Source organism: Streptomyces sp. NPDC037389 (genome assembly GCF_040636475.1).
Lineage (GTDB): Bacteria > Actinomycetota > Actinomycetes > Streptomycetales > Streptomycetaceae > Streptomyces > Streptomyces hesseae.
In genome coordinates this window covers 63144-89285 of the sequence record NZ_JBEZUS010000006.1, presented here as the reverse complement: position 1 = coordinate 89285, position 26142 = coordinate 63144, and the positions used below count along the sequence as shown (strand labels likewise).

The 26142-nt window shown below is 70.6% G+C and carries 26 protein-coding genes and 1 pseudogene; 14 read left to right on the top strand and 13 right to left on the bottom strand.

What is annotated here, in order from left to right; genetic code table 11:
- Window positions 1–127: 127 nt before the first annotated feature.
- Complete coding sequence (locus tag AB0E98_RS14890; RefSeq protein ID WP_361702263.1) at window positions 128–586, top strand: hypothetical protein; 459 nt, start codon at window positions 128–130, stop codon at window positions 584–586.
- Between the two features lie 84 nt (window positions 587–670).
- Here the strand turns inward: AB0E98_RS14890 and AB0E98_RS14885 are convergent, their stop codons facing one another.
- Window positions 671–1456, bottom strand: a complete 786-nt coding sequence (locus AB0E98_RS14885) for a hypothetical protein (protein ID WP_361702262.1) — start codon at window positions 1454–1456, stop codon at window positions 671–673.
- Between the two features lie 198 nt (window positions 1457–1654).
- On the opposite strand from AB0E98_RS14885, the gene AB0E98_RS14880 reads away from it, so the two are divergent.
- Window positions 1655–2368, top strand: a complete 714-nt coding sequence (locus AB0E98_RS14880; RefSeq protein WP_361702260.1) for a VIT family protein — start codon at window positions 1655–1657, stop codon at window positions 2366–2368.
- Window positions 2369–2462: 94 nt separating this feature from the next.
- Here the strand turns inward: AB0E98_RS14880 and AB0E98_RS14875 are convergent, their stop codons facing one another.
- The 3 genes from AB0E98_RS14875 to AB0E98_RS14865 all read right to left on the bottom strand — a co-directional run bounded on the left by AB0E98_RS14875 (window position 2463) and on the right by AB0E98_RS14865 (window position 4483).
- On the bottom strand, window positions 2463–2918 hold the full coding sequence (locus tag AB0E98_RS14875; RefSeq protein WP_361702259.1) for a WYL domain-containing protein: 456 nt from the start codon (window positions 2916–2918) through the stop codon (window positions 2463–2465).
- Window positions 2919–3095: 177 nt separating this feature from the next.
- Window positions 3096–3965 (bottom strand): LLM class flavin-dependent oxidoreductase, encoded by an 870-nt coding sequence (locus AB0E98_RS14870; protein ID WP_361702257.1) that lies wholly within the window; start codon window positions 3963–3965, stop codon window positions 3096–3098.
- A gap of 74 nt (window positions 3966–4039) precedes the next feature.
- A complete protein-coding gene (locus AB0E98_RS14865) occupies window positions 4040–4483 on the bottom strand; it encodes a hypothetical protein (protein ID WP_361702255.1) in 444 nt (147 codons plus the stop codon).
- A gap of 230 nt (window positions 4484–4713) precedes the next feature.
- Between AB0E98_RS14865 and AB0E98_RS14860 the strand changes: the two genes are divergently transcribed.
- Window positions 4714–6141 carry a hypothetical protein gene (locus AB0E98_RS14860; protein ID WP_361702253.1) on the top strand — a complete coding sequence of 476 codons (1428 nt, stop codon included), beginning with the start codon at window positions 4714–4716 and terminating at the stop codon, window positions 6139–6141.
- A 167-nt stretch (window positions 6142–6308) separates the two neighbouring features.
- Window positions 6309–7334: a methyltransferase gene (locus AB0E98_RS14855; RefSeq protein WP_361702252.1), complete on the top strand. Its 1026-nt coding sequence runs from the start codon at window positions 6309–6311 to the stop codon at window positions 7332–7334.
- Window positions 7335–7367: 33 nt separating this feature from the next.
- Here the strand turns inward: AB0E98_RS14855 and AB0E98_RS14850 are convergent.
- Both AB0E98_RS14850 and AB0E98_RS14845 read right to left on the bottom strand, forming a co-directional pair.
- Window positions 7368–7604, bottom strand: a pseudogene (locus AB0E98_RS14850) (GNAT family N-acetyltransferase); the annotation flags it as partial.
- A gap of 49 nt (window positions 7605–7653) precedes the next feature.
- Window positions 7654–9234: an FAD-binding oxidoreductase gene (locus tag AB0E98_RS14845; protein WP_361702792.1), complete on the bottom strand. Its 1581-nt coding sequence runs from the start codon at window positions 9232–9234 to the stop codon at window positions 7654–7656.
- 164 nt (window positions 9235–9398) lie between these two features.
- Between AB0E98_RS14845 and AB0E98_RS14840 the strand changes: the two genes are divergently transcribed.
- Window positions 9399–10112 carry a ribonuclease H gene (locus AB0E98_RS14840; RefSeq protein WP_361702250.1) on the top strand — a complete coding sequence of 238 codons (714 nt, stop codon included), beginning with the start codon at window positions 9399–9401 and terminating at the stop codon, window positions 10110–10112.
- A 10-nt stretch (window positions 10113–10122) separates the two neighbouring features.
- Here AB0E98_RS14840 and AB0E98_RS14835 read toward each other — a convergent pair whose 3' ends face one another.
- On the bottom strand, window positions 10123–11748 hold the full coding sequence (locus AB0E98_RS14835) for an ADP-ribosyltransferase domain-containing protein (RefSeq protein ID WP_361702248.1): 1626 nt from the start codon (window positions 11746–11748) through the stop codon (window positions 10123–10125).
- Between the two features lie 200 nt (window positions 11749–11948).
- On the opposite strand from AB0E98_RS14835, the gene AB0E98_RS14830 reads away from it, so the two are divergent.
- Window positions 11949–12626 carry a macro domain-containing protein gene (locus tag AB0E98_RS14830; protein WP_361702246.1) on the top strand — a complete coding sequence of 226 codons (678 nt, stop codon included), beginning with the start codon at window positions 11949–11951 and terminating at the stop codon, window positions 12624–12626.
- Window positions 12627–12643: 17 nt separating this feature from the next.
- Here the strand turns inward: AB0E98_RS14830 and AB0E98_RS14825 are convergent, their stop codons facing one another.
- Together AB0E98_RS14825 and AB0E98_RS14820 are read right to left on the bottom strand one after the other, a co-directional pair.
- Complete coding sequence (locus AB0E98_RS14825) at window positions 12644–13606, bottom strand: asparaginase (protein WP_361702244.1); 963 nt, start codon at window positions 13604–13606, stop codon at window positions 12644–12646.
- Window positions 13607–13693: 87 nt separating this feature from the next.
- Window positions 13694–14224 carry a GNAT family N-acetyltransferase gene (locus AB0E98_RS14820; RefSeq protein ID WP_361702242.1) on the bottom strand — a complete coding sequence of 177 codons (531 nt, stop codon included), beginning with the start codon at window positions 14222–14224 and terminating at the stop codon, window positions 13694–13696.
- A gap of 170 nt (window positions 14225–14394) precedes the next feature.
- Here AB0E98_RS14820 and AB0E98_RS14815 point away from each other — a divergent pair, with 170 nt between their 5' ends.
- The 3 genes from AB0E98_RS14815 to AB0E98_RS14805 all read left to right on the top strand — a co-directional run bounded on the left by AB0E98_RS14815 (window position 14395) and on the right by AB0E98_RS14805 (window position 17264).
- The gene (locus AB0E98_RS14815; RefSeq protein ID WP_361702240.1) at window positions 14395–15570 is read left to right on the top strand and encodes a serine hydrolase domain-containing protein; all 1176 of its coding nucleotides are present in this window, start codon (window positions 14395–14397) and stop codon (window positions 15568–15570) included.
- A 130-nt stretch (window positions 15571–15700) separates the two neighbouring features.
- Window positions 15701–16918 (top strand): hypothetical protein, encoded by a 1218-nt coding sequence (locus tag AB0E98_RS14810; protein WP_361702238.1) that lies wholly within the window; start codon window positions 15701–15703, stop codon window positions 16916–16918.
- Between the two features lie 112 nt (window positions 16919–17030).
- Window positions 17031–17264: a hypothetical protein gene (locus AB0E98_RS14805; RefSeq protein WP_361702236.1), complete on the top strand. Its 234-nt coding sequence runs from the start codon at window positions 17031–17033 to the stop codon at window positions 17262–17264.
- Window positions 17265–17350: 86 nt separating this feature from the next.
- Here the strand turns inward: AB0E98_RS14805 and AB0E98_RS14800 are convergent, their stop codons facing one another.
- On the bottom strand, window positions 17351–17848 hold the full coding sequence (locus AB0E98_RS14800; RefSeq protein ID WP_361702234.1) for a hypothetical protein: 498 nt from the start codon (window positions 17846–17848) through the stop codon (window positions 17351–17353).
- A gap of 275 nt (window positions 17849–18123) precedes the next feature.
- Window positions 18124–18726, bottom strand: a complete 603-nt coding sequence (locus AB0E98_RS14795) for an ArsR family transcriptional regulator (RefSeq protein WP_361702232.1) — start codon at window positions 18724–18726, stop codon at window positions 18124–18126.
- Between the two features lie 51 nt (window positions 18727–18777).
- On the opposite strand from AB0E98_RS14795, the gene def reads away from it, so the two are divergent.
- Complete coding sequence (gene def / locus AB0E98_RS14790) at window positions 18778–19455, top strand: peptide deformylase (protein WP_361702231.1); 678 nt, start codon at window positions 18778–18780, stop codon at window positions 19453–19455.
- 79 nt (window positions 19456–19534) lie between these two features.
- Here the strand turns inward: def and AB0E98_RS14785 are convergent, their stop codons facing one another.
- Window positions 19535–20179 carry a class I SAM-dependent methyltransferase gene (locus AB0E98_RS14785; protein ID WP_361702229.1) on the bottom strand — a complete coding sequence of 215 codons (645 nt, stop codon included), beginning with the start codon at window positions 20177–20179 and terminating at the stop codon, window positions 19535–19537.
- Between the two features lie 321 nt (window positions 20180–20500).
- Here AB0E98_RS14785 and AB0E98_RS14780 point away from each other — a divergent pair, with 321 nt between their 5' ends.
- The 4 genes from AB0E98_RS14780 to AB0E98_RS14765 all read left to right on the top strand — a co-directional run bounded on the left by AB0E98_RS14780 (window position 20501) and on the right by AB0E98_RS14765 (window position 25913).
- On the top strand, window positions 20501–23323 hold the full coding sequence (locus AB0E98_RS14780) for a LuxR C-terminal-related transcriptional regulator (RefSeq protein ID WP_361702228.1): 2823 nt from the start codon (window positions 20501–20503) through the stop codon (window positions 23321–23323).
- Between the two features lie 217 nt (window positions 23324–23540).
- The gene (locus tag AB0E98_RS14775) at window positions 23541–24176 is read left to right on the top strand and encodes an RICIN domain-containing protein (RefSeq protein WP_361702226.1); all 636 of its coding nucleotides are present in this window, start codon (window positions 23541–23543) and stop codon (window positions 24174–24176) included.
- 101 nt (window positions 24177–24277) lie between these two features.
- Entirely contained in the window at window positions 24278–25156 is an 879-nt protein-coding gene (locus AB0E98_RS14770; protein WP_361702225.1) for a ribosome-inactivating family protein, read from the top strand.
- A 382-nt stretch (window positions 25157–25538) separates the two neighbouring features.
- On the top strand, window positions 25539–25913 hold the full coding sequence (locus AB0E98_RS14765) for a ricin-type beta-trefoil lectin domain protein (RefSeq protein WP_361702223.1): 375 nt from the start codon (window positions 25539–25541) through the stop codon (window positions 25911–25913).
- Between the two features lie 54 nt (window positions 25914–25967).
- Here AB0E98_RS14765 and AB0E98_RS14760 read toward each other — a convergent pair whose 3' ends face one another.
- The gene (locus AB0E98_RS14760) at window positions 25968–26108 is read right to left on the bottom strand and encodes a hypothetical protein (RefSeq protein WP_361702221.1); all 141 of its coding nucleotides are present in this window, start codon (window positions 26106–26108) and stop codon (window positions 25968–25970) included.
- Between the last annotated feature and the right edge of the window lie 34 nt (window positions 26109–26142).

Sequence of the window (26142 nt, the reverse complement as noted above, 5' to 3'; positions counted from 1 at the left end):
AACAGTACGAACCCGTCATGGGTGAAAGGAGTGGTTCTACGCCACCGGGGGAGCTGCGAGAGTCCGTCTTCAGTAGCCCCCTCACCTGGGGGCCCGTGGAAGAACGACTCGACGAAGGGACCCTTTCGTGGGGAAGAAGACAGCCACGACACTCGCGGCCGCCGCACTGATGGCCATCACCCTCACCGGCCAGGCGAGCGCGGCCCCCCTCGGCCACACCGCCTCCACGACCGAGGCGAGCGGCGCCAGAGCCATGGCGTCACAGGTGCTCTACGCCCCGTTCGTCCTTGAGAGAGACCAGTCGGTGACGTCCGACACCGCCCGGCTGGTCATGCAGTCCGACGGCAACCTCGTCGTCTACGACGAGTTCGGCCGGGCCCGGTGGGACTCCAGGACCGTCAACAGCGGTTGGCGTGCGGTGTTCCAGGAGGACGGCAACTTCGTCGTCTACACCCGCTCGGGCAAGGCCGTCTGGTGGTCGGGCACTGCCGGTCACCCCGGGTCGCGCCTGGCCGTGCAGGACGACGGCAATGTCGTTATCTACGACGGCAGCCAGGCGATCTGGAACACCAGGACGGCTCACTGACGGGCCGCTGACGACATCGATCGACGTCATTGTTCGACGACGTCGATCCGGCGTCCGGCGGTCGCCTCGCGGCCGCCGGACGTGTCACACCGCCCGGCGCAGGTGGTTCCGGGCGAGCTCGGTCATGACCGTCTGGGTCTTCGACGCCTGCTGCGGAGCGGGCCGGAGGCCCTGCTCCAGCACGGTGCGCTCCAGGAGCTCCTGGGCGCCCGGGGCGTCGGCGTGCGGGGCGCGCAGGGACAGCTCGAGGAAGCACGGGCCGTCGTCGACGCTCCAGAACTCGGCGGTGAGCGGCCGGTCCAGGTCCTGGCGCGAGAGCTTCCACCTGACGGCCCTGACCGGGCCGAGAGCGACGGCGTCCCGCAGGCCGTCGTCGGTGACCCCGGCGTGCGCCAGCAGGTCGCGTTGGTCGCGGGTGAGCGGGGGCGGCCAGGCGGCGGTCCCGCGCCCCTCGCCGGCGACGGGGGGCTCGTAGTTCCCGTCCACCTTGAGCGAGGCCGACCAGACGCGGTCACCACCGCTCCAGTCCTCCTCGACCTTGAACTCCCAGCCCTTCCCACCGCGGTTCTCGCGCCATTTCGAGGGCAGCGCCGCCGGGTCGCACGGGCGGAGTTTCGCCGTGAGGTCGCTCTTGCCGTCCTTGCCGTCCTTGCCGCCCCTGTCCGGCCTGCGCAGCCGGACGATGGCCCCGGCCTCCGCCAGCGGGAGGCGGATGCCGTCGCCGTCCGCCCACGGGGCATCCCAGAAGTAGATGCCGAGGTGTTTCCCGTTCCCGGGGTCGAGCCCCAGGGACCGGCGTGCGTCCTCCGCCGTCTCACCAGCGAGGATGATCTTGATTTCGGCCTCGGCGTTCCTGAACGTATCCGCCATGTCGCCTTTTATGACACATGGTGAGTGCGCGCGCCAACTGTCGTGCCATCTGTCGTGCCGACTGTCTTGCCGACTGTCATGCCAACTGCCCGGCAATCACAGGAAATTCGTGAACCCCATCGCCGTCGAACCGGCGGATCCGCCACGCTCCGGCGCGCCGCGCAGCGGTCCCGCCCGGCCCGACGGGATCCTTGCCCCGTGAGTGATCAGGACTCGCCGCATCACGGAGGGCCCGTCCAGGCCACCGAAGGGCGGCTCAACTGGCTGCGCGCCGCGGTCCTCGGCGCCAACGACGGAGTGGTGTCCACCGCCGGCCTCGTCGTCGGCATCGCCGGTGCGACCGAGGAGCGGGGCACCCTGCTGACCGCCGGAATGGCGGGACTGCTGGCCGGTTCGCTCTCGATGGCCGCGGGCGAGTACGTGTCGGTCTGCGCCCAGCGCGACGCGCAGCGGGCCGCGCTGGAGCTGGAGGAGAAGGAGCTGCGCGCGCATCCCCGGGCCGGGTTCGCGGCACTGACCGCCGCGCTGGAGCGGCGCGGCCTGAGTCACGGCGTGGCCCACGCCGCCGCCGGGGAACTCAGCAGGAACGACGCGTTGCGGGCCCACGCGCGCGTTGAGCTCGGCATCGATCCGGACGACCTCACCAATCCCTGGGCCGCGGCCGTGGCCAGCTTCCTCTCCTTCACCGCCGGTGCTCTGCTGCCCCTGCTGCTGATCGTGCTGCCGCCGGCCGACTGGCGGCTGCCGGTGACCGTCCTGTCCGTCCTCGCCGCCCTCGTCGCCACCGGCTGGGCCGGCGCCCGGCTCGGCGGCGCCACCGTCCGCCCGGCGGTGCTGCGCAATGTGATCGGCGGGGCGCTGGCCATGGCGGTGACCTACGGGGTCGGCACACTGCTGGGTTCGGCAGTCTGACCGTCTGACCGTCTGACTGTCGGACGCCTCGGTGTCCGTACGCGGCCTCCGGAACCACCGGCCCGCCGGGCCCACCGATCCTCGCCGGGCGGGGTCAGGCGGCGGCGCGCAGGGCGCGGTCGGCGGCGCGACGGAGGTGGTCGAGGACGGCGGGGTCGGCGTCGAGGGTGCAATCGGTGTCGAGGCCGGCCAGGGTCTTGGCGATACGGGGCAGATGGTCGTCGGAGGCGTCGAGGCGGCAGGTGGCGTCGTCGATGGGCTTCAGGCGGGTGGCCAGGCCGCGGGTGCGGGCGCGGACGTGGTCGGCGGGGGCGTGGACGGTGGCGACGGCGCGGTAGCGGGTGGGGGCGGAGGAGAGACGCCCGGCCACGAACGCGGCGGGGTCGTCGCCGGGCACGGGACGGGGCGGGACGCGTCGGCCCGTGGGCCTGGCGTCCGTGACGCGGTCGGACCGTCCACGTCGAACCCGAGGAGGACGGCGAGGCCATGGCCGGGCACGAGGCGATGGCGATGTTGCCCTGCCCCCTCCAGTCCACCTTGAAGCCGCCACCGAGCATCACGCACCGGTCCGATTCGATGCCGGCGGTGTCGATGCGCGAGATCGTCCTCGCCCACGCATGTGAGGACGGTGTTCCGCAGGACGGGCGTCAGCGGCCGCGACGAACCGCTCGCCACGCTCGGAGCGTGGCGGAAGGGGCCCGCTGCCCGGTGGCAGGTGCTGCCGGTGTCAGAGTCGGGGCGGTCCCTGTTCGGCACGGCGGAGGACCGTGCCGAGGTGGGAAAGTCGCGGGTCGCGGATGGGGAGCCGTTCGTCCCACCAGGTGGCTCCCGCGTCGAGGAGGGGCCCGATGACGTCCCGCGCGGCGGCCGTGTCGTTCGCGGGGGACACACCTCCGACGACCACCTCGAAGGGCGCGTCACCGCGGTCGTCGGGCCGGTGCCGGCCGACGTAGGCCACCAGGTCGCGCAGCTCGTCCACCGGAGGGGTGCTGCCGTGCCCCGCCGAGTCGAACAGGGGCACCGCGCCGTCCCAGCGGGCCGCGCGCCGCATGGGCCTGCGGCGCGGCCAGAAACCGGCTGTCCACACCGGCGGGCGCGGGCGCTGCACGGGCGTCGGCAGCAGCGCCACGTCGTCCGCGTGGAAGTGGCGGCCGTGGTGGGTGACCGGCTCACCGGTCCAGTACCGCTCCAGGAGGCCCAGCCCCTCGTCCAGGCGCTCGGCGAGCAGGACTTCGTCGGTGGGTTCGCCGAAGCTGCCGTACTCGTCCTCGACGGGCCCGCCCAGGCCCGCCGCGAAGATCACCCGGCCGCCGCTGATCCGGTCCAGCGTCGCGACCTGTCGCGCCAGTTGGTGCGGTCGCCGCCGGGGCACCGGCGTGACCAGCGTGCCCAGCTTGATACGCGTGGTGGCCAGCGCCGCCGCCGTGAGCAGCATCCACGGGTCGCCGACGGGGCGGGGGGAGCCCTTGTGGTGGACGACGTGATCCCACAGGAACAGGGCGTCCCACCCCGCCTCCTCGGCGGCCACGGCCAGGGCCGCCACATTCCTGGCGTCGGCGAAGTCGCCGAAGTTGGGTACGTTCACCGAGAACCGCATCCTGGCATCGTGGGCCCCGAGCACGTCTTCCCGCAACGGTTCCGCGGTGACAAGGGCCATGTCGGAGCCCGGAGTCAGAACGTCTGGTCGGTGTTCCAGGCGGCCTGGCTGGTGGGGTGGGCCAGGTCGGTGGAGACGCCGCCGAGGCGGCGGTCGGGCTGGAGGGAGCCGATGTAGCGGCCCCTGGAGCCGTCGGACCAGGGGATGACGAAATAGATGTAGTTGCCGTCCACGAACCCCTGCTCGATCGTGCCGGTCGTGCCGCTGCCGGGGTTCGTGGCGGTCCCGGCAAGGTTTCCCTGAGCGTCCTGGGTCACCTTCAGCGTGGCGATGAGCATGTTGCTCTGGTAGATCGACCAGGTCCCGCCCGCGTTGAAGCCGGGGGCCTTGACGAGCTGGATCTGCCGGTGGGTGGTGGGGGTGATGGTGGTGGCGTCCGCCGCGAGGGCCAGGGTGGTGCCGCCGAGGCCGACGGCGAGCGCGGCGGCGAGGACGGTGGAAACGAGTCCGGTGCGCATGCGGTTCCCTTCGGCGAGGGGGACTTGTCCGGTATGAGCTGGTACTTGAGCGTCGCGAGCATGGCATGGGCGGGCCGTCGCACACCAGAGGAAGCCGAATCGTCGGACAATACGGGCGCCCGAAAGGCGCGCTGCCCGGTTGAGTGAACTCCCGAGTGAACGACCTGCTCCATGGGGACCATCCGGTGGGAACGGAACGGCCGGGACGGCCGTGAGAGCAGGAGCGTGCGATGCCGGCCACCCGGATCGCCCCGTTCACCGCGCCGACCGCCAAGTTCCCCGCCGACAACGCGAGCAATCACCACACCCTGCTGCTTGTCAACTTCGACCGGGACGTGGACGTCTTCACCGTGGGCCTCACCTGGAAGGGACGGCCCGGTCTGGACCCGGTCCTGGTGTATTCGCTCCACTACCGCGAGGGCCTGCCCGACGACAACACCTCGCCGGTCGTCCGGCGCCTCGCCTTCCAGTCCTCCGGCGGCGCCGGCATCCAGGCGCAGCTGGCGTGGGGGACCGTGATCGAGCAGGTGAGCGTGTCGGCCGCGCGGGACGGGATCCGGTTCCGCGACGTCTCCGCCACCTCGGGGTTCGAGAACATCGACATCGCCGTCAGCCGCCTGGGGCTGGTGCTGTCCGGCGACACGGCGCTGGTGAACGTCAAACGGCTCCACGTCGCGTCGGCCCAGTACGACTTCGTGTCCACCGGAGCGATCGGTGTCGTCGCCCGGGACTGGCTGATCGGCACGGGGATCTCGTTGGTGCCCGTCATGCTGACGTCAGCCGCGTCCTACGGCTCCTTCCACGGCACCGGCATCGCCATCAGCTCGGAGGACGTCGGGCGCATGCCGCCGGGGGAGCGGAAGTGGCAGGCGGCGGTGATGACGTCCTGCCTGACCGGATTGCTGCTGGAGAGTTCGACCCTCCAGACGTCCTTCAGCGACACCACACAGTGCCCCTGCGTCATCATCGACAGCCCCGCGGCCCTCTCGGCGGACGGCAACTACACCTTCGTCAACTGCGACTTCCAGCCCAGCCGTGACGCGCACTCCGTCTTCCTCCTGTCCGGCGAGGCCCGGCCCCACCCGGTGCGGATCATCGGCGGCAGGAAGTCCGCGCCGGAGACCGGCCATGAGATTCCCTGGACGCTCCCGCAGCAGGCCCCTTACGTGTCGTTCGTCGGCGGCGCCATCTCCACGACGGACAGCGGGCTGACGCAATGGCAGGGCACCAAGGACTGGATCTTCGCCTACGACGCGGCAACCGGCCTGCTCACGGCCCGTGAGCACGAATCCCGGGCCACGGGCTCGCCGCCGGCGGGCGGCACCACCGAGCTGGGCGCGATGCCCCTCGCCACGGGAACCACGCTCGTCCGCGCCGAGGTCATCGCCACCGGCCCGCTCGGCAGGGCGGCCCGATGGATCCTCGAACAGGGCTTCTTCAGAGCGGCCGGAGGGACGACCGTCTCGACCTGGGTCGACCAGCCCCGCGTCACCGAGACCTTCGGCTCCGACGGCGGAGCGCCTCCGGCCGGCTGGACGCCGCCCACCCTCGCGGTGTCGAGCGGCGACGTCGTCGTCCGTTGCACAGCGCCGACCGGGCGGAAACTCTCCTTCACGGTCAGGATCCGCGCTGTCGAAGCGCTGTCCTCCACGCCCTGAACGACGGGCGTGCCAAGGCCGGACCTCGTCGGCCTCGTCGTTGAAATGGGCACGAAGTGGCGTGAGATGCCCTGGCGGCCGAGCGGACGGCACGGCCATCGTGGTGTCGTACGGCCCGGCATATGCGACCGGCCGGCACTTCGGAACCGCTTCTGGAGGCAGCCCCGATGGACCACACCACCCCCTCCGCCCCCGATCCCCTCGCCGCACACCTCACCGACTACGCGCTGAGCTACCTGCACTCCGCCGCCCTGCGCACGGCGGCACGCATCGGCGTGGCCGACCACCTCGCCGACGGCCCCCGCGGCGTGGGCGAGCTCGCCGCGCTGACGGGCACCTCCGAAGGACATCTGCGACGGATCCTGCGGCTGCTCGCCACCAAGGACGTCTTCCGCGAGGACGACAAGGGCGCCTTCCACCTCACGCCCCTGGCCGAACGCCTGCGCTCCGACACCCCGTCCTCGTTACGCGAGGCCGTTCTCATGGCCACGGACGACTCCTTCACGCGACCCGCCGCGCGGCTGGAGGACAGCGTGCGCACCGGACGCTCCGTCTTCGACGAGATCTACGGCGCCCCCTTCTTCGAGTACCTGTCCCGCGAGCCCAGCGCGGGTGAGGCGTTCGACCGGGGCATGGCCAGCGTCTCCACCGGCGAGGACGACGAGGTGGCCGCCGCGTACGCCTTCCCCGAGAAGGGCACGGTCGTCGACGTCGGCGGCGGGCGCGGCGGGCTGCTCCACCGGACGCTGGTGCGCAACCCGGGGCTCACGGGCATCCTGTACGACCGGGACGCCGTGCTGCGCGGGCACTCGCTCGACGTACCCGAACTGGCCGGGCGCTGGGAGGTCCGGCCCGGCGACTTCTTCACCTCGGTCCCGGCCGGTGCCGACGTCTACCTCCTCAAGCGGATCCTGCACGACTGGCCCGACGAGGATTGTGTCCGCATCCTGCGCACGTGCCGCGCCGGAATGACCGCCGGCAGCCGGCTGCTCGCAGTCGACTCCGTCATCCCGCAGGACAACACCCCGCACCCCGGGAAGGCCCTCGACGTGCTGATGATGACCACGCTGAACGGCCAGGAGCGCGGGGAGGAGGAATTCCGCCGGCTGTTCGCGGAGGCGGGGCTGCGGCTGGTACGCGTGGTGCCGACCGGGACGGCCGTGTCGATCGTCGAGGCGGCTGTGGCGGCCTGACGCGACGCCGCGGCCGGGCCGGCATCGCCCGGCTCAGACAACCGCCAGGCGGTGGACCTGCCGCGAGCCGCCTTCGGGGCCGGGGTCCGCGGCTTCGGCCGGGGTGAAACCGAGGCGCTCGTGGAAGACGCGCGCACCACTGGCGGCAGCGCCGGGGTGGCCTGCACCGGAGGCGACCACCCCGACGCTGCCCGGGCCCAGTACGAACCTGCGGGTCGCGTCGGTCATCGGCGCCCGGCCCACGCCCTTTCCCCGTTGTTTCTCCGAGACAGGAGCAGTCCGTCAGGCCGAACACTTACAGAGCCTGCCCGTGCGTGCGTCACAGCGCCTGCGGGAAGTCGAAGACGCGCTTCGGGTCGTACTGCCCCTTCAGCTTCGCCAGCCGGTCCGCCGCGTCCCCGTAGTAGGCCTTCCGCCAGTCCGTCAGGCTCGGGTCCGTGTAGTTCTGGTAGGCCGCACCCGAGGCGTGACGGCGCATCGCCGTGTGCGCCTCCTCAAGCCAGGCGGTCCGCGCGGTACCCGGACCGCCCGCAGCCCACGAGGTCAGGTACTGGGCCAGCATGCGCGAGCTCCGGTGCACGAAGGCCGTGTCCAGGGGCTTGACGCGGTTGACCGCGCCGCCCAGGGCCGTCAGCTGCACCGAGGCGCCACCGCTCTTGACGCCGCGTCCGAAGCGTTCCAGCTGATCGAGCAGCGTCCGGATGCCCGCGTCGTCCAGCGAGCGGTCGAAGAAGTCCGAGCGCGCCGCGTACGTCTCGCGCTCCAGCTTCCCGGAGGTCTCGCGGCCGGGCGTGCTGCCCGGGAGGTGGCACTGCTCGGTGGACTTGTCGCCGCAGCCGGCGTAGGCGCGGACCGTGTCGAGGTAGGCGCGGCGGCGCAGACTGACGGTTCCGATTCCGCTGCCGCCGCCGCTCGCCCCGGCCACCTTGCCGATCAGCTCGTCGTAGGCGTTCTCCAGGTCCCCGTACGAGCCGATCGAGAACGCGGCGACGGATATCCGGGGGGTGCCGCCCGCCGCGGCCGACAGGTCGCAGGCGGACCAGATCTCGTCCGGCCTGCCCGGTCCCCACTCCTGCCACGCCCGGACGACGGCCGCGGCCTTGGACCAGGGGAAGGAGACGTATCCCGTCACTCCCTCGCCGACCGCGTGGGTGCGGAAGCGGAGCTCGGTGACGACGCCGAAGTTGCCGTTGCCCGCGCCGCGCAGGGCCCAGAACAGGTCGGCGTCGCGGGTGGCGTCGCAGTCGAGGGTCTTGCCGTCGGCGGTGACGAGAGTGGCGCCGGTGAGGTTGTCGCAGGTGAGACCGTAGGCGCGGGAGAGGACGCCGTGTCCGCCGCCCAGGGTGAGCCCGGAGACCCCGACGGTGGGGCAGGACCCCGCCGGGATGGTCACGCCGTGCGCGGCCAGGCTCGTACAGACGTCGATGAGCTTGGCACCGGCGCCGATGACGGCGCTGGACGCGGACGGCGTGCGGACGCTCCTGAGCCGTGAGACGTCGATGACGAGCCGACCGTTGCCGCTGGACCAGCCCGCGTAGCTGTGGCCGCCGTTGCGGATGGAGACGGGTATGGAGAAGCGGCGGGCGAAGGCCAGGGCTTCGGCGATGTCCGGGGTGCCGGCGACGTAGGCGATCGCGGCCGGGCGGAGGGCGTCGAAGCGCGTGTTGTAGAGCTGACGGGCGGCGGTGTAGTCGGCGTCGTCGGGGCGTACGAGGCCGCCGGTGAGGCCCTTGCCGAGGGCGGTCCAGTCGCTCCCCGCGACGGCTGCCGCTCTGGACGCGGCCCACGCGTCGCTGGCCCTCTTCGTACCGGCCGTCGCCGAGCCGGTCGTCGCCGTGGCGCCCCAGGCGGCTGTCGCCGCCAGTCCGGTACCCGCTGCCAGGAGTGTGCGCCTGTTGATGGCCATGCCGATCCCTGCCCCTTTGGTGCGTGTGCGCTGATGTACGTGTGCACTGATGTGCTGTTGCGCATTGCCGAGTCCCCGTTGATCAAACAGATGGGTCGGCAGGGGCAGGTGGTTCCGGCCGGGAGCGACCGATGGCGAACGGCTGGCACCATGGTGGGATGCACGAACAGATCACCGCCGCGTGTGACGGCGCGTCGAAGGGAAACCCCGGGCCCGCCGCCTGGGCATGGGTCATCGGGGACGCCACCGGCGAGGTGCACCGCTGGCAGGCCGGACCGCTGGGCACCGCGACGAACAACGTCGCCGAACTCACCGCGCTTCAGGAGCTGTTGGAGTCCACCGACCCGGCCGTTCCCCTGCAGGTACGGATGGACTCCCAGTACGCCATGAAGGCCGTGACGACATGGCTGCCGGGCTGGAAGAGAAAGGGGTGGAAGACGGCCTCCGGCACCCCGGTGGCCAATCAGGCGCTCGTGATGCGGATCGACGAGCTGCTGACCGGCCGCACCGTCGATTTCGTGTACGTACCGGCCCACCAGGTCGACGGCGATCCTCTCAACGCCGTCGCCGACGCGGCCGCGAGCCACACCGCCCGTACCCAGCGGGAGGCCGGCACCTCCTTCGGCTCCGCCCTGCCGGAACCGGAGGCCGGGGCCGCGGCCGGGCCCCGGGCCGGCAGCCGTGCCCGGAAGCCCTCCTCGGAGCCGGGGACGGGGACGCGGCCCCCGTCGAGCGGCCGGACGAGGGGATCGCTCAAGGCGAGGTTCCCCGGGCGCTGCCGCTGCGGAAAGCCGTACGCGAAGGGCGAGACGATCGCGAAGAACCCCGACGGCTGGGGACACCTCGCCTGCGCCACGACCGCGACCGACTGACGGAACCCGTTCAGGACACCAGGGTCTGCTCCTCCAGCTCGGTCAGCTTTACGGTGCACAAGCCACCGCGTTCGGTCTTCACGTCCGTCACCTTGAGCTGCGTGCCCGGCGGGAGGATGAATTCCTCCTCACCCGTGAAAGCGGAGAAATTCTGGATACCCACGGCCCGGACCGGCCGCACCTCGAAGAGCGTCCGCTTGCCGCGGCTCCCGAGGAACGACCGTGCCACACCGAGCTTGGACGTGCACGAGGAAACGCCCCACCAGGTGACGGTCCGGCCGACCGGGTACTGCGCGCGCAGGTCCAGTGACACCCCGCGCCACAGCGGTTCCGTTCGGGCGGGAAGCCCCGACACCGCCGAGAACAGCAGCCGCAGATACGGGAGGTACGGAACGAGCTTGCTCCGGTCCGGGGCGCGCAGAATGGCGTTGATCTCCCGGTAGAACGCGGATTCGCAGGTGTAGAGGTAGAGGGCGGCGATCGCGTCGGCGGACAGACCGCCGACCGCTTCGTCCGCCCGCCTCTTGCCGAATTCGTGCGACAGGTCGACGTGCCGGTTGAGCCCGGACAACAGATCGGCGACCGGGGCGACGGCGTCGTGGAAATCCATCAGTGGCGTGTCGAACACGCCGGTGATCTCGGGGAGGGCCAGGCCCTCGTCCTTGACGCCGGCGAGCCGTTCCAGATACAGCTGGTGCAGCTCCATGGTGGACGCGATGAACGCGCCCATGCGTTCGGCGATGCCGCCGTCCGTCCCGCCGGCCTCCGCCGCCGCCTCGTTCCATCCCTTGTCCGGCAACCAGTCGATCTCGTCCATGCCCAGCGACGCGAGGGCATCGTTCACCACGGCGAAATGCTCGCCTTCGCAGAATATGTCGCCCTGCGCCGCGGGATTGGCGTGGTCGACGTGCCGGACCTCGACCTCGGGGTACTTCTCCTGGAGCTGGAGGACGACCTTCTTGAGGCTGCGCGCGTGAGCCCCCCACCACGCGAAGACGACACCGCGGTCCTCCTCGCCGGCATTCTGCTTGGCCTTGAGGATCTCTTCGACGATCCGCTCGGCGACCGGACGCCAGAACGTGGTGTGCCGGTCGGGCCCCCTCGATCCATCACTGCCGGCCGTGAGCGCCGCGTTCAGCAGCAGCACACCTTGTGTGAGCATCGCCTGGAACCATTCCGGCGGCTGGACGGTGTCCTGCTTCTTCAAAAGCGCGCGAATATCCGCGATAGGGGTCTTCTTGGGTATGCCGTACTTCCACATCGCCGCCGCCTTGATGATGCAGCGGATACTGACGACCCGTCCGAACTGACTGTCCTTCCAGTCATGGAAGGTGTTGTCGAACATGGCGATGCCGGTGGCGCTCTCCGGCCGTGGGTAAGGGTTCTGGCCGAAGACGACGACCTTCCATTTGTGCGGAGGATTGGGCTTGAGCGCCTGGAAGGTCAGCTCACGGACGGGGACGACCTCCGGGCCACGGCCCGGACCGATGAAGGCGGCCGCGTCCGGCTGCGCCTCGATCACAGGCTTCAGCAGCGGAAGCCACGGTTCACCACCGCCCTCGAAGAGCTCGGCGAGGGCCAGCGGGTCGTTCGGGCCGGGCGTGGCCGGTGTGGTGGGGGCGTGGGCATCGCTCATGGCGCTGGGACTCCGGTGGTCGTGGGAGCCCGTCGGAAGGCCGACGGACCCCACCGCTGTGCGGGAACCCCACTGTTATACCGGGGGGGTCCGACAGCGGTGTCGGAGCCGGAGCCGGGGCCGGAACCGCCTTGTCAGTGGGGCGCGGTAGCGTCGTGAACGACCGAGGGCCGTATCCCCGATCGGAGTGGAGCATGACCATGGACCGTACGCAGTCGCCGCTGAAGGTGGTGCTGACCGACATCAACGCGTCGGTGGTGGAGGCGTGGCGGGCGGCGTTCGCCGACACCCCCGGGATCGAGATCCGCAAGGGCTCGATCCTCGACGAGAAGGTCGACGCCTGGGTCACCCCGACCAACTCCCGGGGCCGGATGGACGGCGGGGTCGACGCGGCCATCAAGCGATACCTCGGCGCGGGCATCCAGTTGCGCGTGCAGCGGGCGATCCGCGACCGGTTCGCGGGAAACCTGCCGGTGGGGAGTGCGGTGTGCGTGCCGTCCGGGGCCGTCGACCCGAAGTTCCTGATCTCGACGCCGACGATGGAGCAATCGGCACAGAACGTGAGCGAGACCCTGAACGTGGCCCTGGCGTGCGCCGCCGCGTTCCAGGCGGTACACCGGCAGAACAAGGAGGCGCCGGGCAGTATCGCGTCGGTGGCGCTGGTCGGCATGGGCGCCCGGACCGGCCGCGTGCCGGCCCGGGTCTGCGCGAACCTCATGTGGACGGGCCACACGCTGTTCCACGACTACCACTTCGAGGACTACGACGAACTGCGCAGCACGATCACCGCGCAGCTCGACGACATCGAGAACGCCCCCGTCGAGGAGCGCGTACGTATCACGCCGCCGGCAGCCCGGCGAACCCGCTCCCGCGGCTGACCGGCGTCCTGGGCACCTCACCCCCGTAGGGCGAACGCCTCCTCGACGTCGCCGCGCCCGGCGCCGGCCGCCAGCAGCAGCCGGAGCAGCACCCGGGCCTTGTACGGGTCGAGGAAGCCGCCGTCGATCAGCCCGCGCCGCCGCAGGTCCGTCTCCGAGCCGGGCGCGCTGTAGGTGTTCCGCAGGGCCGAACCGCTCCCGGTGCGCGATGTCAGCACGACCGGCATCTGCTCGGCCAGCGCGCCGAGCCGGGGCGCGAGCGCGCCCGGCACGTGACCGACGCCGAATCCGGCGACGACCAGGCCCCCGTGCGTGGTCTCCAACCCCTGGAGCCGAGTGCCGTCGTCGTCCAGGGTGACCACGTGGAGGGCGACGCGGGCGTCCGCGAGCCGCTCCCGGTCGAACCCGGCCGGCAGCGGTTCGTGCCGGCGCGGGGTGAGGAGCATCCGTACCCGGCCCTCGACGACATGCCCGAGGGGGCCGGTATTCGGCGAGGCGAAGGTCGCGGTGCTCGTACTGTGCGTCTTGCGCACCCACCGCGCCGCGTGCACCTCGTCGTTGAGGACCACCAGCGCACCCGCGCCGCGCGCCTCGCGGGCCGTGGCGACGCGCACGGCGGCGAGCACGTTGGCCGGCCCGTCCGCCCCCGCCATGGCCGGCTGCCGCATCGCACCGGTCAGTACGAACGGCGCCTCGTGCGGCCACACCAGGTCGGCCAGGAAGGCCGTCTCCTCCAGTGTGTCGGTGCCCTGGGTGACGACGACGCCGTCCGCGCCCTCGGCCACGGCCCGCGAGGCGATGGCGACGACGTCCAGGACCTGCGCGAAGGTGAGGCTTCCGCCGGGCACGGCGTGCACGTCCCGCACGTCCAGGGAGACCCCCAGCTCTGCCAGGCCCGGTACGGCCGCGGTGATCTCGGCCCCGCTCAACCGCGCTCCCCGGCCACGACCCGGCACCGAAATCGTGCCTCCGAGTGCCAACAGTACGATGCTCAACGCCTGCCCCCTCGTCCCGTGTCACCGCCGGGCGAAGCCCGCCGGACGGCCCAACCTACAGCGCCCGCGCCGTCAGCCGACCTGTCGGGCCAGCACCTGTCCCGGCCAGGACCCGGACAGAAAACGGGCGGTGGGAGTGAAACCGTTGCGCCCGTAGAACGCGACCAGTTCACCCCCACCGCCCGCCCAGCAGTCGACCCGCAGCAACTCGGCACCGGCTCTCCGGGTCTCCTCGACGGCATGGTTCAGCAGCGCCGCCCCGATACCCAGGCCGGCGTACCGCCGGTCGGAGACCAGCAGCCGGACGTACCGCTCGGGTTCCCCGGCCGGCGCGATCGGCATCTGCGGGCTGGGCCCGGAGTCCAGCACCATGGCTCCGACGGGTGTCCCGTCCAGCTCCGCGATGTAGGGGGCGTTCTCGGTCACGTACCGCTCGACCCGCGCCACTCCGCCGGGCTTCCGCGAATACGGTGTCGTGCCCCACTGCTCGGTGTTGCCACGATCGTTCATCCAGGCCACCGCGGAGTCGAGCATGTCGAGAATGGCCGGTGTGTCGGCCAGGCCGCCCGGTCTGATCCGTATGTCATGTGTGGTGTCGTTCACGGCGAAAGCTTAAGCAGCGTGTGGCGCGGGGCGGGCCGTGCCGGGGGTTAGCCCTACTTGAGGTGGGGCGGCTAGCAGGATCGCCGCGGGTTGCCGCATCCGGAAGTGTTGGGTCCAGCGCGTACCGCTGATTTCCCAACCATTCCAGTCCATTCCACAGGAGTTGACTCATGCGTGAGCAGGCATGGAGCACGTTACGTTCATCCGGGCGGCGGCGGGGCGGTGGTGACCGGCGCAGAGCCGTGCCGGCCGCGGTCGCCGTGGCCGTCGGCGTGATGACGATGGGCGCCCTTGCCCCCTCCGTGGCATCCGCCGCCACCGCCAGGCCGGACACCGTTCAGCAGGGTCTGAACGCGCTGGTGAAGGCCGACGGTATGCCCGCCGCGCTGGCGGGAGTCAAGGACCGCGACGGCCGCACCCGCAACTACACCGCGGGGGTCGGTGACCTGGCCACCGGCGCGAAGGTGCCCGTCGACGGTCAGGTGCGGATCGGCAGCAACACCAAGACGTTCACCGCCGTGATCGTGCTGCAACTGGTCGGCGAAGGAAAGATCGGCCTCGACGAGCCGATCGACACCTACCTCCCCGGCCTCGTACGCGGAGAGGACATCGACGGACGCCACATCACCGTCCGCCAGCTCCTCCAGCAGACCAGCGGACTCCCCAACTACACCAAGTACGACCTCCAGCCCCGCTACTACGAGCCCCGCGACCTCCTCGACATCGCCCTCCAGCACAAGGCCGACTTCGCCCCCGGGACGAAATGGGCGTACAGCAACACGAACTACCTGTTGGCCGGCCTGATCATCCAGAAGGTCACCGGCCACGCCCTCGCGGCGGAGATGGACCAGCGCATCGTCAAGCGCATCGGGCTACGCCACACCTACCTCCCCGCATCCGGCGACGCGACCATCCGGGAGCCCCATCCCAAGGGCTACTACCGGGAGTCGGCGGGCGAACCGCTGCGCGACGTCACGGAGACGGAGCCCTCCTGGGCCTGGGCGGCAGGCGGGATCATCTCCACCAACTCCGACCTCAACCGGTTCTTCACCGCGCTCCTGGGCGGGCGTCTCCTCCCGGACGCCCAGCTCGCCCAGATGCGCACCACCGTCCCCGCCGAAAGCCTCTTCGGCCCCGGTGCCCGATACGGACTGGGAATCGTGAGCAGGCCGCTGTCGTGCGACGGTGTGTACTGGGGTCACGGCGGTGACCTCCCCGGATACGAGACCCGGGGCGGTGCCACCGACGACGGCCGCGCCGCCAACGTCGCGGTGACCGGCAAGCCGGCCGACGAGGCGGCCATGAAGCGCGTGGAGAAGGTCGTGGACACGGCATTGTGCCGCTGAGCCGTGCGGGGCGGTGCGGGGCGGTGCGGATGGCCGATGGCATCGCCCCCAGGCCGACCGACCGCACCGACTGCTAGAATGAACGCGTTGGCCTTCGGCGCCCCGACGGGTGCGCTCGGAGGCTTTTTTCATGCCTTCCGACACATCCGTACCCGTTACGCCTCCCACCACCAGCTACCGCGCCCTACTGCGCAACCGTGAGTTCGCCGGCCTGTACGTCGGCCTCACACTGACGGTCGCCGCGAGCACCCTGTCGGGCTTCGCGCTCGGCACGCTGGTCAACCGCCAGACGCAATCCCCTTTTCTGACGGCCGTGAGCATGTATGGCGCCACGTTCGCCACGGTGCTCGGCGCACTGACACTGATGTCGGTCGCGGACGGGAGCCGTCCGCGCCGGACCCTCCTTTCGCTCCAGTGCGTCTCACTGGCGGGGGCCGCCGCACAGGCGGTTCCGGGGTTGCCGCTCGCCGCCCGGTTCGGGTTGCTGCTGGTCGTGGGTTTCTTCCAGTCCCTGGAGACCGGCACGCGGATGGGACTGCTCGCCGAAGTGATACCGAACTCCGCGTACGCGCCGGCACGTTCGCTGATGAACATCACCTCGGGTGGCATGGCCGTCCTCGGCTACGCCATCGGCGCCGTGTTGCTGCGGCATCTGAGTCCGCGAGAAGTCTTCGTCGTCGCCACGGCTCTGACCGGAGCCGGGCTGGTCGTCGTGGCGGCGACCATCCGGGAACGCTCGATCCGGCTCACCCGTCGCCCCGGACTGCGACAGACCTGGACGACGAACATCGCGCTCTTCTCCCGCTCCGGCCGGCGGGCGCTACTGCTGAACCTGTGGGTCCCCAACGGACTGATCGTTGGTTGCGAAGCACTGTTCATCTCCTATGACCCACGCCTCGCCAGCGCCCTTCTGGCCGCCGGCTCGGCCGGCATGCTCCTCGGAGACCTGACTGTGGGGCGGCTGCTCACGGCTGACCAGCGACGCCGCTGTGCGTTCGCTCTCCGGTTGCTGCTCGCCGCCCCGTACCTGCTGTTCGCCGTCCACCCGCCCACGCTGGTGGTGACGGCCGCGGTGTTCGTCGCCAGTGCCGGATTCGCGGCCACCCTGCCGCTCCAGGAGCAGCTCCTCGCGTCGACCCCGGATCCGGTCCGAGGCCAGGTCCAAGGTGTCGAGTCCGCCGGTCGGATGACGTGGCAGGGCATCGGAGCCGCCATTGCCGGTGGCGTCGCGCAATACCTCACTCCCGGGACCGCGATCACAGCTCTGGCCACGGTGTCCGTCGCCATTACTGTCCTCTCCCGCCCCTTCGTGGCCCGAACCCGTGCGGAGCCCGGGCCAGGCGTGTGACGCCCTATCCGATGTTGGTTCTCACGTCCGCCGAATGGGGAAGGTCAGATCAAGTTCGCATTGTGTCCGACCGGACCCGGTGCGATGGCCACACACTGACGTGGAGGTAGACATGGCCGGATTCCTCGACAGGGCCAAGGAGCAGGCCCAGCAGGCTCTCGCGCAAGGGAAGGAGAAAGTGGAAGAGGTGCAGGCTCAACGGGGCGGAGGGGAATTGCTGAAGAAGCTCGGCGCGGCCTACTACGCGGAGAAGCGCGGATCAGGCACGGCCGACGCGACGCAGGAGGCCCTCAACGCCCTGGAAGCCCACATCGCCACACATGGGGACGGCTTCCTGCGCGGGTAGCCACCAATACCCTGGCCCGATTCGGCAGGCCTGCCCGGACCGGTGACGACCGGCTCCGGGCAGGCGGCAGGGGTCGTGGGCAGAGCTCAGTGTTTGACGAACAATTCAAGGTCGTTGCGGCCGTCGCAGAAGACGTAGTCGAACTGCTCATTGACCAGCTCGTGCCAGTAGTTGTTCGTGTCCAGCGCCCAGATGCCGAATTTATTGACGCTCACGCACTTCTGACGCCCCGGCGGGGTATTCGGAGTGATCACGGTCAGCGTCAGGCTCGTGAGGTCCTTCCAGAACAGGTGCTGCCCCGGCTTCGGCCCGCCCAACAGGTTGACCCTGCTCCAGGTGTTCTGGAAGTCGCCGAACTTCTGGAGACGCTCCGGGTCGGTCTCGCAGCCGTTGTTGTTGGTCCGGACGAGCCTGGTCCACGTGTCGCTGCCGGACGCGGGGTCCCGGTAGCGGGCCGTGACCCATGAGGGAATGCATTCATTGGTGTTGGACAGCGCGGTGACGTCGAACCACATGTTGAACGCTTTGAACTCCTCGGCGCCGACAGCCGACGCGGGCGATACGTTGGCCAGAAGGGCGCTCAACGTGACTCCCGGCAACATCGCCAACGCTCTTCGGCGCGCCCGAGACCTGGGTCTGCTCATAACGAGCCCTTTCCTTTCCGCCGCCCCCAAAAGACCTCGACCTTGCTGATCAATCTGCACTGCGTCCGTATCTGCCTCGGCAGAGGTGATCGCGACCTACTCTCCTGCTCTCCATGAGCTCCGACAAGCGCGTGATCTGGACAGATGCGGCGCGGCGCCGGCATGGCGGGCGACAGCGGCCGACGGGCACGGCGGCGCGACGTCGTGGTGTTGCCTCAAGCCGGGTCGTCGGCTCCTTCGGGCTGGTCCGCCTCCTTCGCCGCGTGGGGAAGCAGGGGGAACAGCCTGGTGATCAGCGCCACCGGGGCGGCGTCGGCGGGGCGGGCCAGTGGGCGTTGCTCGCGGTCCTGGTAGGGGGCGAGCGCTCGCCGGATGGTCTCCGCGACCCGGCTCATCTCCTCGGGCGTCAGATAGGCGACGGCGCTGAAGGCCTCGTCCCGGCGCCATTCGGGCGGCGCCTGGTCGCGTCGGCCGAGCCAGCGCTGCCAGCTCTCGTCCTCAAGTCCGCGGGCGAGGTCGCCGAAGCCTTCGGCGGACGGGACGCCCATGGCTGCCGGAGCGGGCCGACGCAGGCGCCAAGGGCGAGCCCGGCCGCCGTTGTGAGGGGCTTCTTCGACGTGTCCGTGCCGCGCGAGCTGTCGCAGGTGGAACGAGCAGAGCCCGGAGCTGTAGCCGAGCCGGACGGCCGCTTCGGTCGCCGTGAGGGTACCGACTTCGGCGAGCAGATCGAGGAGGGCCGAGCGGACCTCGTGCTCCCGCAACCCCTCACCCGCCCTGGCGGACCGGCCGGATGGGGTGGTGAGATCTTCTTCAGTCACTTTGCAAAGTCTGCTACTTTGCAAAGAAGTTGGCAAGAAGAGGAGACAGCGATGCCCGTCCGTCACGATCCGTCCCATATCGCCGATCGGCGGGTCCGTGTGGAGGGCCGCCCTGTCGACTCGTATCCGGTTCTGCCGCCGGAGGCGGAGCGGGGTTCGGCGCGCCGGGTCACGGTGGTCGGCGAGGAGGTGCTGAGCCGTCCGTGCCGGGAGGTGACCGAGTTCGGGACGCCGGAACTGTCGGCGTTGATCGACGACATGTTCCTGACGATGCATGTGGCCGACGGCGCCGGCCTGGCAGCGAATCAGGTCGGCGTCGATCTGCGCCTGTTCGTATATGACTGCCCGGACGACCAGGGGGTCCGGCATGTCGGCCACATCATCAATCCGGTTCTGGACCTGCCCGGACCGGGGGAGCGCCGGCTCGTCGACGACACCGAGGGCTGCCTTTCCGTGCCCGGCGCCGTCATGACGGTTCCCCGTACCGATCGTGCCGTCGCTCGTGGATTCGACAGGGACGGCAACACTCTCGTCATCGAGGGGACGGGATACTTCGCCCGGTGCCTGCAACACGAGACCGATCATCTCGTCGGCCACACCTATCTCGACCGGCTCTCCAAGCGGGAACGCAAGGACGCTTTGCGGCAGATGGACGACCGCCGCGAGGACGTTTTCGCGCGACGTGCCGACAAGGCCGCTGCCTTGAGCCGGCGACGTCTCGGCGCGTGAGAGTGCGACTTCCCCGTGGGTAGGATCCCCGGCGCGCTCTGGTCGCGCCAAGGCCCCCGGAAGGGCGTGCGCGCGGTGGTTACTGATCGTTCATGCGCATCAGCAGATGCCCCCGCCGGTATCGTTCGTCCTCGCGCGGCTCACGAAGCATTCGGCCGACTTCGTGGAATCCGGCTTCGCCGGCCAGCTCCGCCATGTCGTCGATCGGCCATCGATAGGCCGTCGTCACCTTGTGATCGAAAGCCGTGACCGGCTCGTCCTCCGACTCGAAGAAAGCGAGCAGGAGATGGCCACCGGGCGCGAGCACCCGCCGGAACTCCGCGAAGTACGAGGGCACGTCCCGCGGCGGGGTGTGGATGACCGAATACCAGGAGACGATGCCGTTCAGCTCACCGTCGGCCAGGTCCAGGGCATCCATGGAACCGACCTCGAACCGCAGATCCGGGTGGGCCTCACGGGCGAGATCGATCATCACCGGCGACAGGTCGATGCCGAAGGCGTCCAGTCCCAGTTCCCGTAGATGCGCGGTCATATGGCCGGGACCGCAACCCAGCTCGGCGACGGGCCCGGCGGTGGAGGTTCGCACGAGCTCGGCGAACGCGGCGAGCACCGCGCGGTCCAACGGGAGGGCGTCGAGCGAACCACGGACGAATTCGGCATAGCGGACGGCGACTGCGTCGTAGGCGTCCGCCGTCGTACGGAGGTGCGGGGAAGGTTCAATCACGAGCGAGCACCCTATGACCTCGCTCCGCCGCACTGACGACTGGCCCGCCGTCCAGGTGCCGCCAAACCGGTTGCCCGGCGCGTGGCCACGCGGCTGGGCCAGATCTGTCCGACGGGATGCCCGGCGCCGAGCCCGGTCCCGACGGTGGTCTGAGGGTGCGGGCAGCGGGTTCGTGAAAGGCCACGCCGGCATGGCTGAAATCGCATATTTCCCGTGCAGGTGTGACCGGTACGTATCCTTCCTGGTCATCCCTACCCGTCCATCATTCATCGGAGGGGGGTACGTCGAACGAGGTCGTATGACCTAGGCGAAGGGTTGAGCGTGGGCAATGTGCTTCTCGAACGGGACGAGGTGTTGGCGGAGGCGGCGAGGGCCGCGGAGTCCGCACGCTCCGGGAATGGGCGCTGGCTCATGGTCGGCGCGACGACGGGCATGGGCCGCACCGCCCTGCTGGAAGAAGTGGTACGGCGGGAGGCGGTGGGTGGCGGCATGCGCGTCCTGCACGCGCGTTGCTCCCCGGAGGAGTCGGCGTTCCCCTTCGGGCTCGTACGCCTGATCTTCTTCGAGGCCGGAATCGAAGCCGAGGACATCCCCTTCATGAACCCGCCGGCCGCCGAGGAACAGCAGACCTTCCACTCCCTCGTGACCTCCCTGGCCCGGGCCGCCGACCGACGGCCCGTACTCCTGGCCGTCGACGACCTGCACGACGCCGACACGGTGTCGCGGCGCTGGATCGGCTACCTGGCCCGGCGGCTGACGGGCCTGTCCGTGCTGTTGGTCCTCACCGAGTGCCATGAGAAGAGCCTTGAGAAGGGTGCCACCGCGTTACCCGGCGCGACGGGTACGTCCGTGACGCTCCGCCCGCTCGGCCCCGCGACCGTCACCCGCCTCGCGCTCGCCGGCCCGGCACGCACCCGGAAGCATGACGCCGACCGGGCCGAGCTGTGCGTCCGGGCGTGCGCCGGCAATCCCGAACTGGTGCACGCCCTCCTCGCCGACCTCCGCGAGGGCCCGCCGCCCAGCCGGTTGTCCGACCTGGCCGGACGCCGCTACCGGGACGCGATCGGCCACTGGTTACGGGTCCGGGCCACCCCGCGTTCGCGCCGGGTCTCCTTGGCGCTCGCCGTCGCCGGGGACGGCCCCGCGGCACTCGGCGGAAGACTGCTCCACGAGGCCGCCGACCTCGGCCCGGACAGCCATGACGCGCCCGGCCTCAGCCGTCTCTTCTCCCACCCCTTGGCACGCGAAGCCGCCCTCGCGGCCGCCGAACCCGCCGAACTGGACGCGCTGCGCCGCCGTATCGCCCGTCTGCTCGACGAACAGGGCGCGCCCGCGACCCATGTCGCCGCTCATCTGCTCCACACCGACCGGCCCGGGGAGGAGTGGATGACGCAGTCCTTGGAGGACGCGGCCGAGGACGCCGTCCGCGACGGCCGGACCGACGAAGCCACCACCCTCCTCCGTCATGCCCTCACCGCTCCGCTCGCCCCCGGCCGCCGCGCCGGTCTCGCCCTGCGCCTCGCCGCCCTGGAGCTGCCCCACAGTGTCGACGCCGGCATCCGCAGGTTGCGCGCGGCCCTGGAGCTTCAGGCGGACGGCCATGAACGCGCGGCCGTCGCACCCGCTCTCGGCGCGGCGCTCGTGGCCCGTGGCCGTACGGAAACCGCCATGCACGTCATGCGCCAAGCGGGCAGTGCGGTGGAGGACGACGAGCTCGTCCGCGTGCTTCAGAGCACCGCTGCCCTCATGGCCTCCCATGACGCGATCGCCTGGCGCAACGCCGTCGCCCGCATGCGGGAGTTGGCGGCGACGGCCCCCGCCGCCATCGAGCCGCTCGCCTGCGGCCTGGTCACCGAGTACGAGGTGGGGGCCGGCGAGCTGTCGGCGGCCGATGCCATGGCCCGTGTGCTGCCACGGCTGAAGGCGCCGGTGGAGCCCCGGCTCCGCACCGGCTGGCTGGGCAGCGCGGCCACCTTGTCGCAGTGGGCCGACCGGCTGGACGAGGCACGCGCGCTCGCCGACGAGTGCCTTCCCGCGCCGCCCGTGCTCCCGGACCTGACGGACATCGGTCAGCAGTGCCTGATCAGCGTACGGGCCGAGGCGGCCCTGTGGATCGGCGACTTCCGGCGGGTGGTCGCGGAGAACACCCCGCTCCTCGACGCCTGTACCGGGCAAGGGCTGCGTATGCCCCACCTGGTGTCCATGGTGGCACTCGCCCACTACGAGCTCGGCCACCGTGCCCATGCCCGGCAGCTGGTGGCCGCCCTCGACGAGGTGAGTGCGGACAGTTCCTGGGAATGGAACGAACTGCGTCATGCCAAGGCCCATATGCATATGGCCGAGGGGAGTTGGCAGGCCGCCCTCGACGGCTACCTGTCCTGCGGCCGCGGGCAGAGCGCCCGCGACTTCGTCAGCCCTGTGGCCACGCCGTGGCGGTCCGGCGCGGCCCTCGCCCTCGTGAGGCTCGGACAGCCGGTGAGGGCCCTGGACCTCGCCGAGGAGGAACTGCGCCACGCGCGGACCTGGGGGACTCCCCGTACGGTCGGCCGGGCACTGCGGGCCCACGGCGCCGCCATGGGCGGCCGCCGGGGACTGGACTCCTTGCACGAGGCGGTGGCCGTGCTGAGACAGGCACCGGCACCCGCGGAACTCATCGAAGCCCTGCTCGACCTGGGACACGCGCGGATCGACGCCGGGAACGGCCGCAAGGGCCGGGACGATCTGCACGAGGCCCATGCCCTGGCGCTGCGGCTCCTCGCCCCCGACCCGGTCTCCGCCGGGTACCGACAGGCCGCGGACGCCACCGCCGCCCCTCCGGTCAACGGACGTCTGATCCGCGCCACCGAGAACGCTCTGCGCACCGGGGGCTCCCGCAGGACCAACCGTGCCACGATGGGCAGCGCCGCGCTCACCGTCGCGGAACGGCGCATCGTCGATCTCGCGGCCACGGGACGGACGAACGCCGAGATCGGTGCGGCGCTCCATCTGGCCCGCCGCACCGTGGAGACCCACCTCACCAACGCCTACCGCAAGCTCGGCGTGACACGCCGCACCCAGCTGGCGTCCCGCTTGGACGGGGCGGGCGCCGTTTCCTCCCCTGCCGCGTCCTCTCCCGTCGCGCGGGACATGACCGCGCTCGCCTGATCCCGAGGCCGCTGCCGTCGGTGTGCGCCGGCTGTGGACCCGCTGTGTTCGTGGTCTTCCACGATGCCCGGGGGCTCGATTGCCGGGCATCGTGGGAGCCGCGCCGGGCAGCGCCGCCGAGGGCCGCCGCACCGACTGCGGTCCGAGTGCGGAGCCCGGCGCCTTCCCACCGGACATGTGCGAGCCGCCGACGGCTCGCGGGAGAGGGGTAACCACCATGATGACGATTGCGCGCAGGTCCGTCCGGCGTTCCGCGGCCGTGCTGTTCGCCACGGCGGGCATCACCGCGGGGCTCGCCCTGCCCGCCACCGCCGCCGGGGCGTCCGGCACGGCCGTACCGGACGCCCCGCGTGCGGCGCAGCAGGCGCAACCGGAGGCCGGCGCGGCCCAGCAGCTGGCCGGGTTGCAGGGGAACCAGCTGTGGAAGCTGCGCAAGAAGGGCGACAAGTACGAGATCGCCAACGTCCACAGCGACATGTGCCTGAAGGCGAAGGGCGGCTCGCCCGACAACGGGGCTCCCATCGTCCAGGGTGACTGTGGCACGGCCGCCGAGAAGCTGTGGAAGGCCGAGGCGACGGACAACGGAACGTACATCCAGCTCCGTAACGCCTACTCCAACAAATGCCTGAGCATCGAAGGCGGCAGGGCGGTCAAGGGCGCAAAGATCGTCCAGTGGGACTGCCTCGGTGGCGGCAACCAGAAGTGGTGGGACACCGACAACATCACCGCTGACGCGGGCTGGTGGATCAGCGGTGCCACGCCGGGCGGCTCTCCGGTCTGGATGTGTCTCGACATGCCGGAGAACAGCACCAGTTCCGGTACGCAGGCGATCGTGTGGGAGTGCGCCAGATAACGCTTCCTCCGGCGTGCCTCTTCCGGCTGTCGCTTGTCGCAAAGACATCGCGATATTCGAACTTTCGCTCTTTCGCTGAAGATTTCCCGTAGGAGTTCATCATGCGTGTGCCACGCCGTCCTTTGAACGCCGCCAACGCCGCCGTCATCGCCGCCACGACCGTGGCCGCCGCCGTCATGGCCACCGGAGCCGCCTTCGCGGCCCCGGGGCCGGCCGGGCCGGCGGTCATGGCGCCCCCGGCGGCCCAGGCCGCCGTCGCCTACCCGAACCCGGTTCTGGACACCGAGAAGGCCACTGCCAAGGACTACCGCAAGTTCGTCCAGGATCTGCGGCTGAGGGCCACCGGTGGCAAGGTCTTCAAGGACAGGATGTACGCGCTCGACCCGGGGGCGACCAAGGACCTCTTCCCCGTACGCCTGACCACGGCCAAGGGCTCCGTGGACCTCGTCGTCCGTGCCAGCGACCTGTACGTCGTGGGCTGGTACACGGAGCAGAACAACACCTTCCATTCCATCAAGGAAGGCAAGACCAACCCCGTTTACATGCCGAAGAAGGACACGAAGCAGGACCCGCTCAAGTACGACGGGGCCTACGGCACCCTCGAAGGCCGCGCGAGCGGGAAGGCCACGCGTCTCAATGTTGTTCTCGGCAGGGAGAACACCAAGCAGAGCGTCATCAACCTGATGTCCACGCCGGCCGACGGCGGGGAAGCCGCCAAGGCCCTCCTCGTCCTTGTCCAGGAGGCCAGCGAAGCCGCTCGATTCACCAAGATCGACGCGCTGGTCGCCGCCGGCTGGACCGGAGGATCCGTCGGTGAGCGCGCGCTGATAAACGATCTGGAGAACGACTGGGGGAACTTCTGCACCTGGGCCGTCAAGAAGCTCAAGAACCAGCCCGTGGAGCCCCACACCCTCAAAGACGGCAAGACGTTCGCGACCCTTGACGCAGCCCAGGAATACCTCGCGATAGTCAAGCAGTAGCGATCCGGACCGGGTGGAAGGCCGCTGCCTCGTGGCGAGGCGGCGGCCTTGTCGTATCGCGCCGTGATGCCGTGCGGACGGATACGGCGGTGCTCCGACCGCCGTGGCGGGGGCCCGGGCGGCGTGTTCTGCCCTCACGAAGGCGGGCTTCCGCCCGTAGTGTGCCCTTCGCACGACGCACGACGCGCATCCCATCGTCACCTCACATCTGGAGGCACCCGTGCGCATGTCGAAACGTCTGCCGACGTCGCTGGCGGCCTTGGTACTGGTCGCGGGCGGTTTGGTCACGACTTCGGCCGCGTCCGCCACGGCGGGGACCGGGATGAAGACCGGGGCGGAAGCCGGGGTGAAGGCCGCGAAGCCGCCGGTCAAAGTCGGTTTCATGATCGCGTCGAAGATGAACAACAGATGCATGGAGGTCCGGGCCGGGAACACCGGCATCGGCGCGCTCGTCGACATGTGGGACTGCCAGGGCTCGCCGCAGGAACGCTGGTACTGGGACGGCCGTACGATCCGCAGCGACGTCAGCAACCGGTGTCTCGACGTCGTCGCCGGCAACGCCGAGAACGGTGCCGCCCTGAACATGTGGGACTGCTACGGCGGGGCCCCGCAGCAGTGGGAATGGTACGGCGACCGCCTGCGCAACCCCAACTACAACAGGTGCCTGACCATCGCCAACGGCAACTGGTGGGTGGGCGCCGCCGTCATCCTCTGGGACTGCAACCAGGGCACCAACCAGTCCTGGTACACGACCTGAGGCACCGTCCGGCCCGTTGGGCAGGGGCTTTCCGGACGATGCGCGGGAAGCCCCTCAGTGCCCCGTCCAGTGGGCGGATGCCGCGGCGATCTGTGCGACGGTGGCGGGTACGGCGTCGGCGTTCGCTCCCAGCCCGTACGTGACGTTCCGGGCGGCTGCCCTGGCCGCGCTGCTCCGCACGATGGCGGTGATCATCTTCGACCTGGCTCTGAGAGCCGCGCCCGGGCAT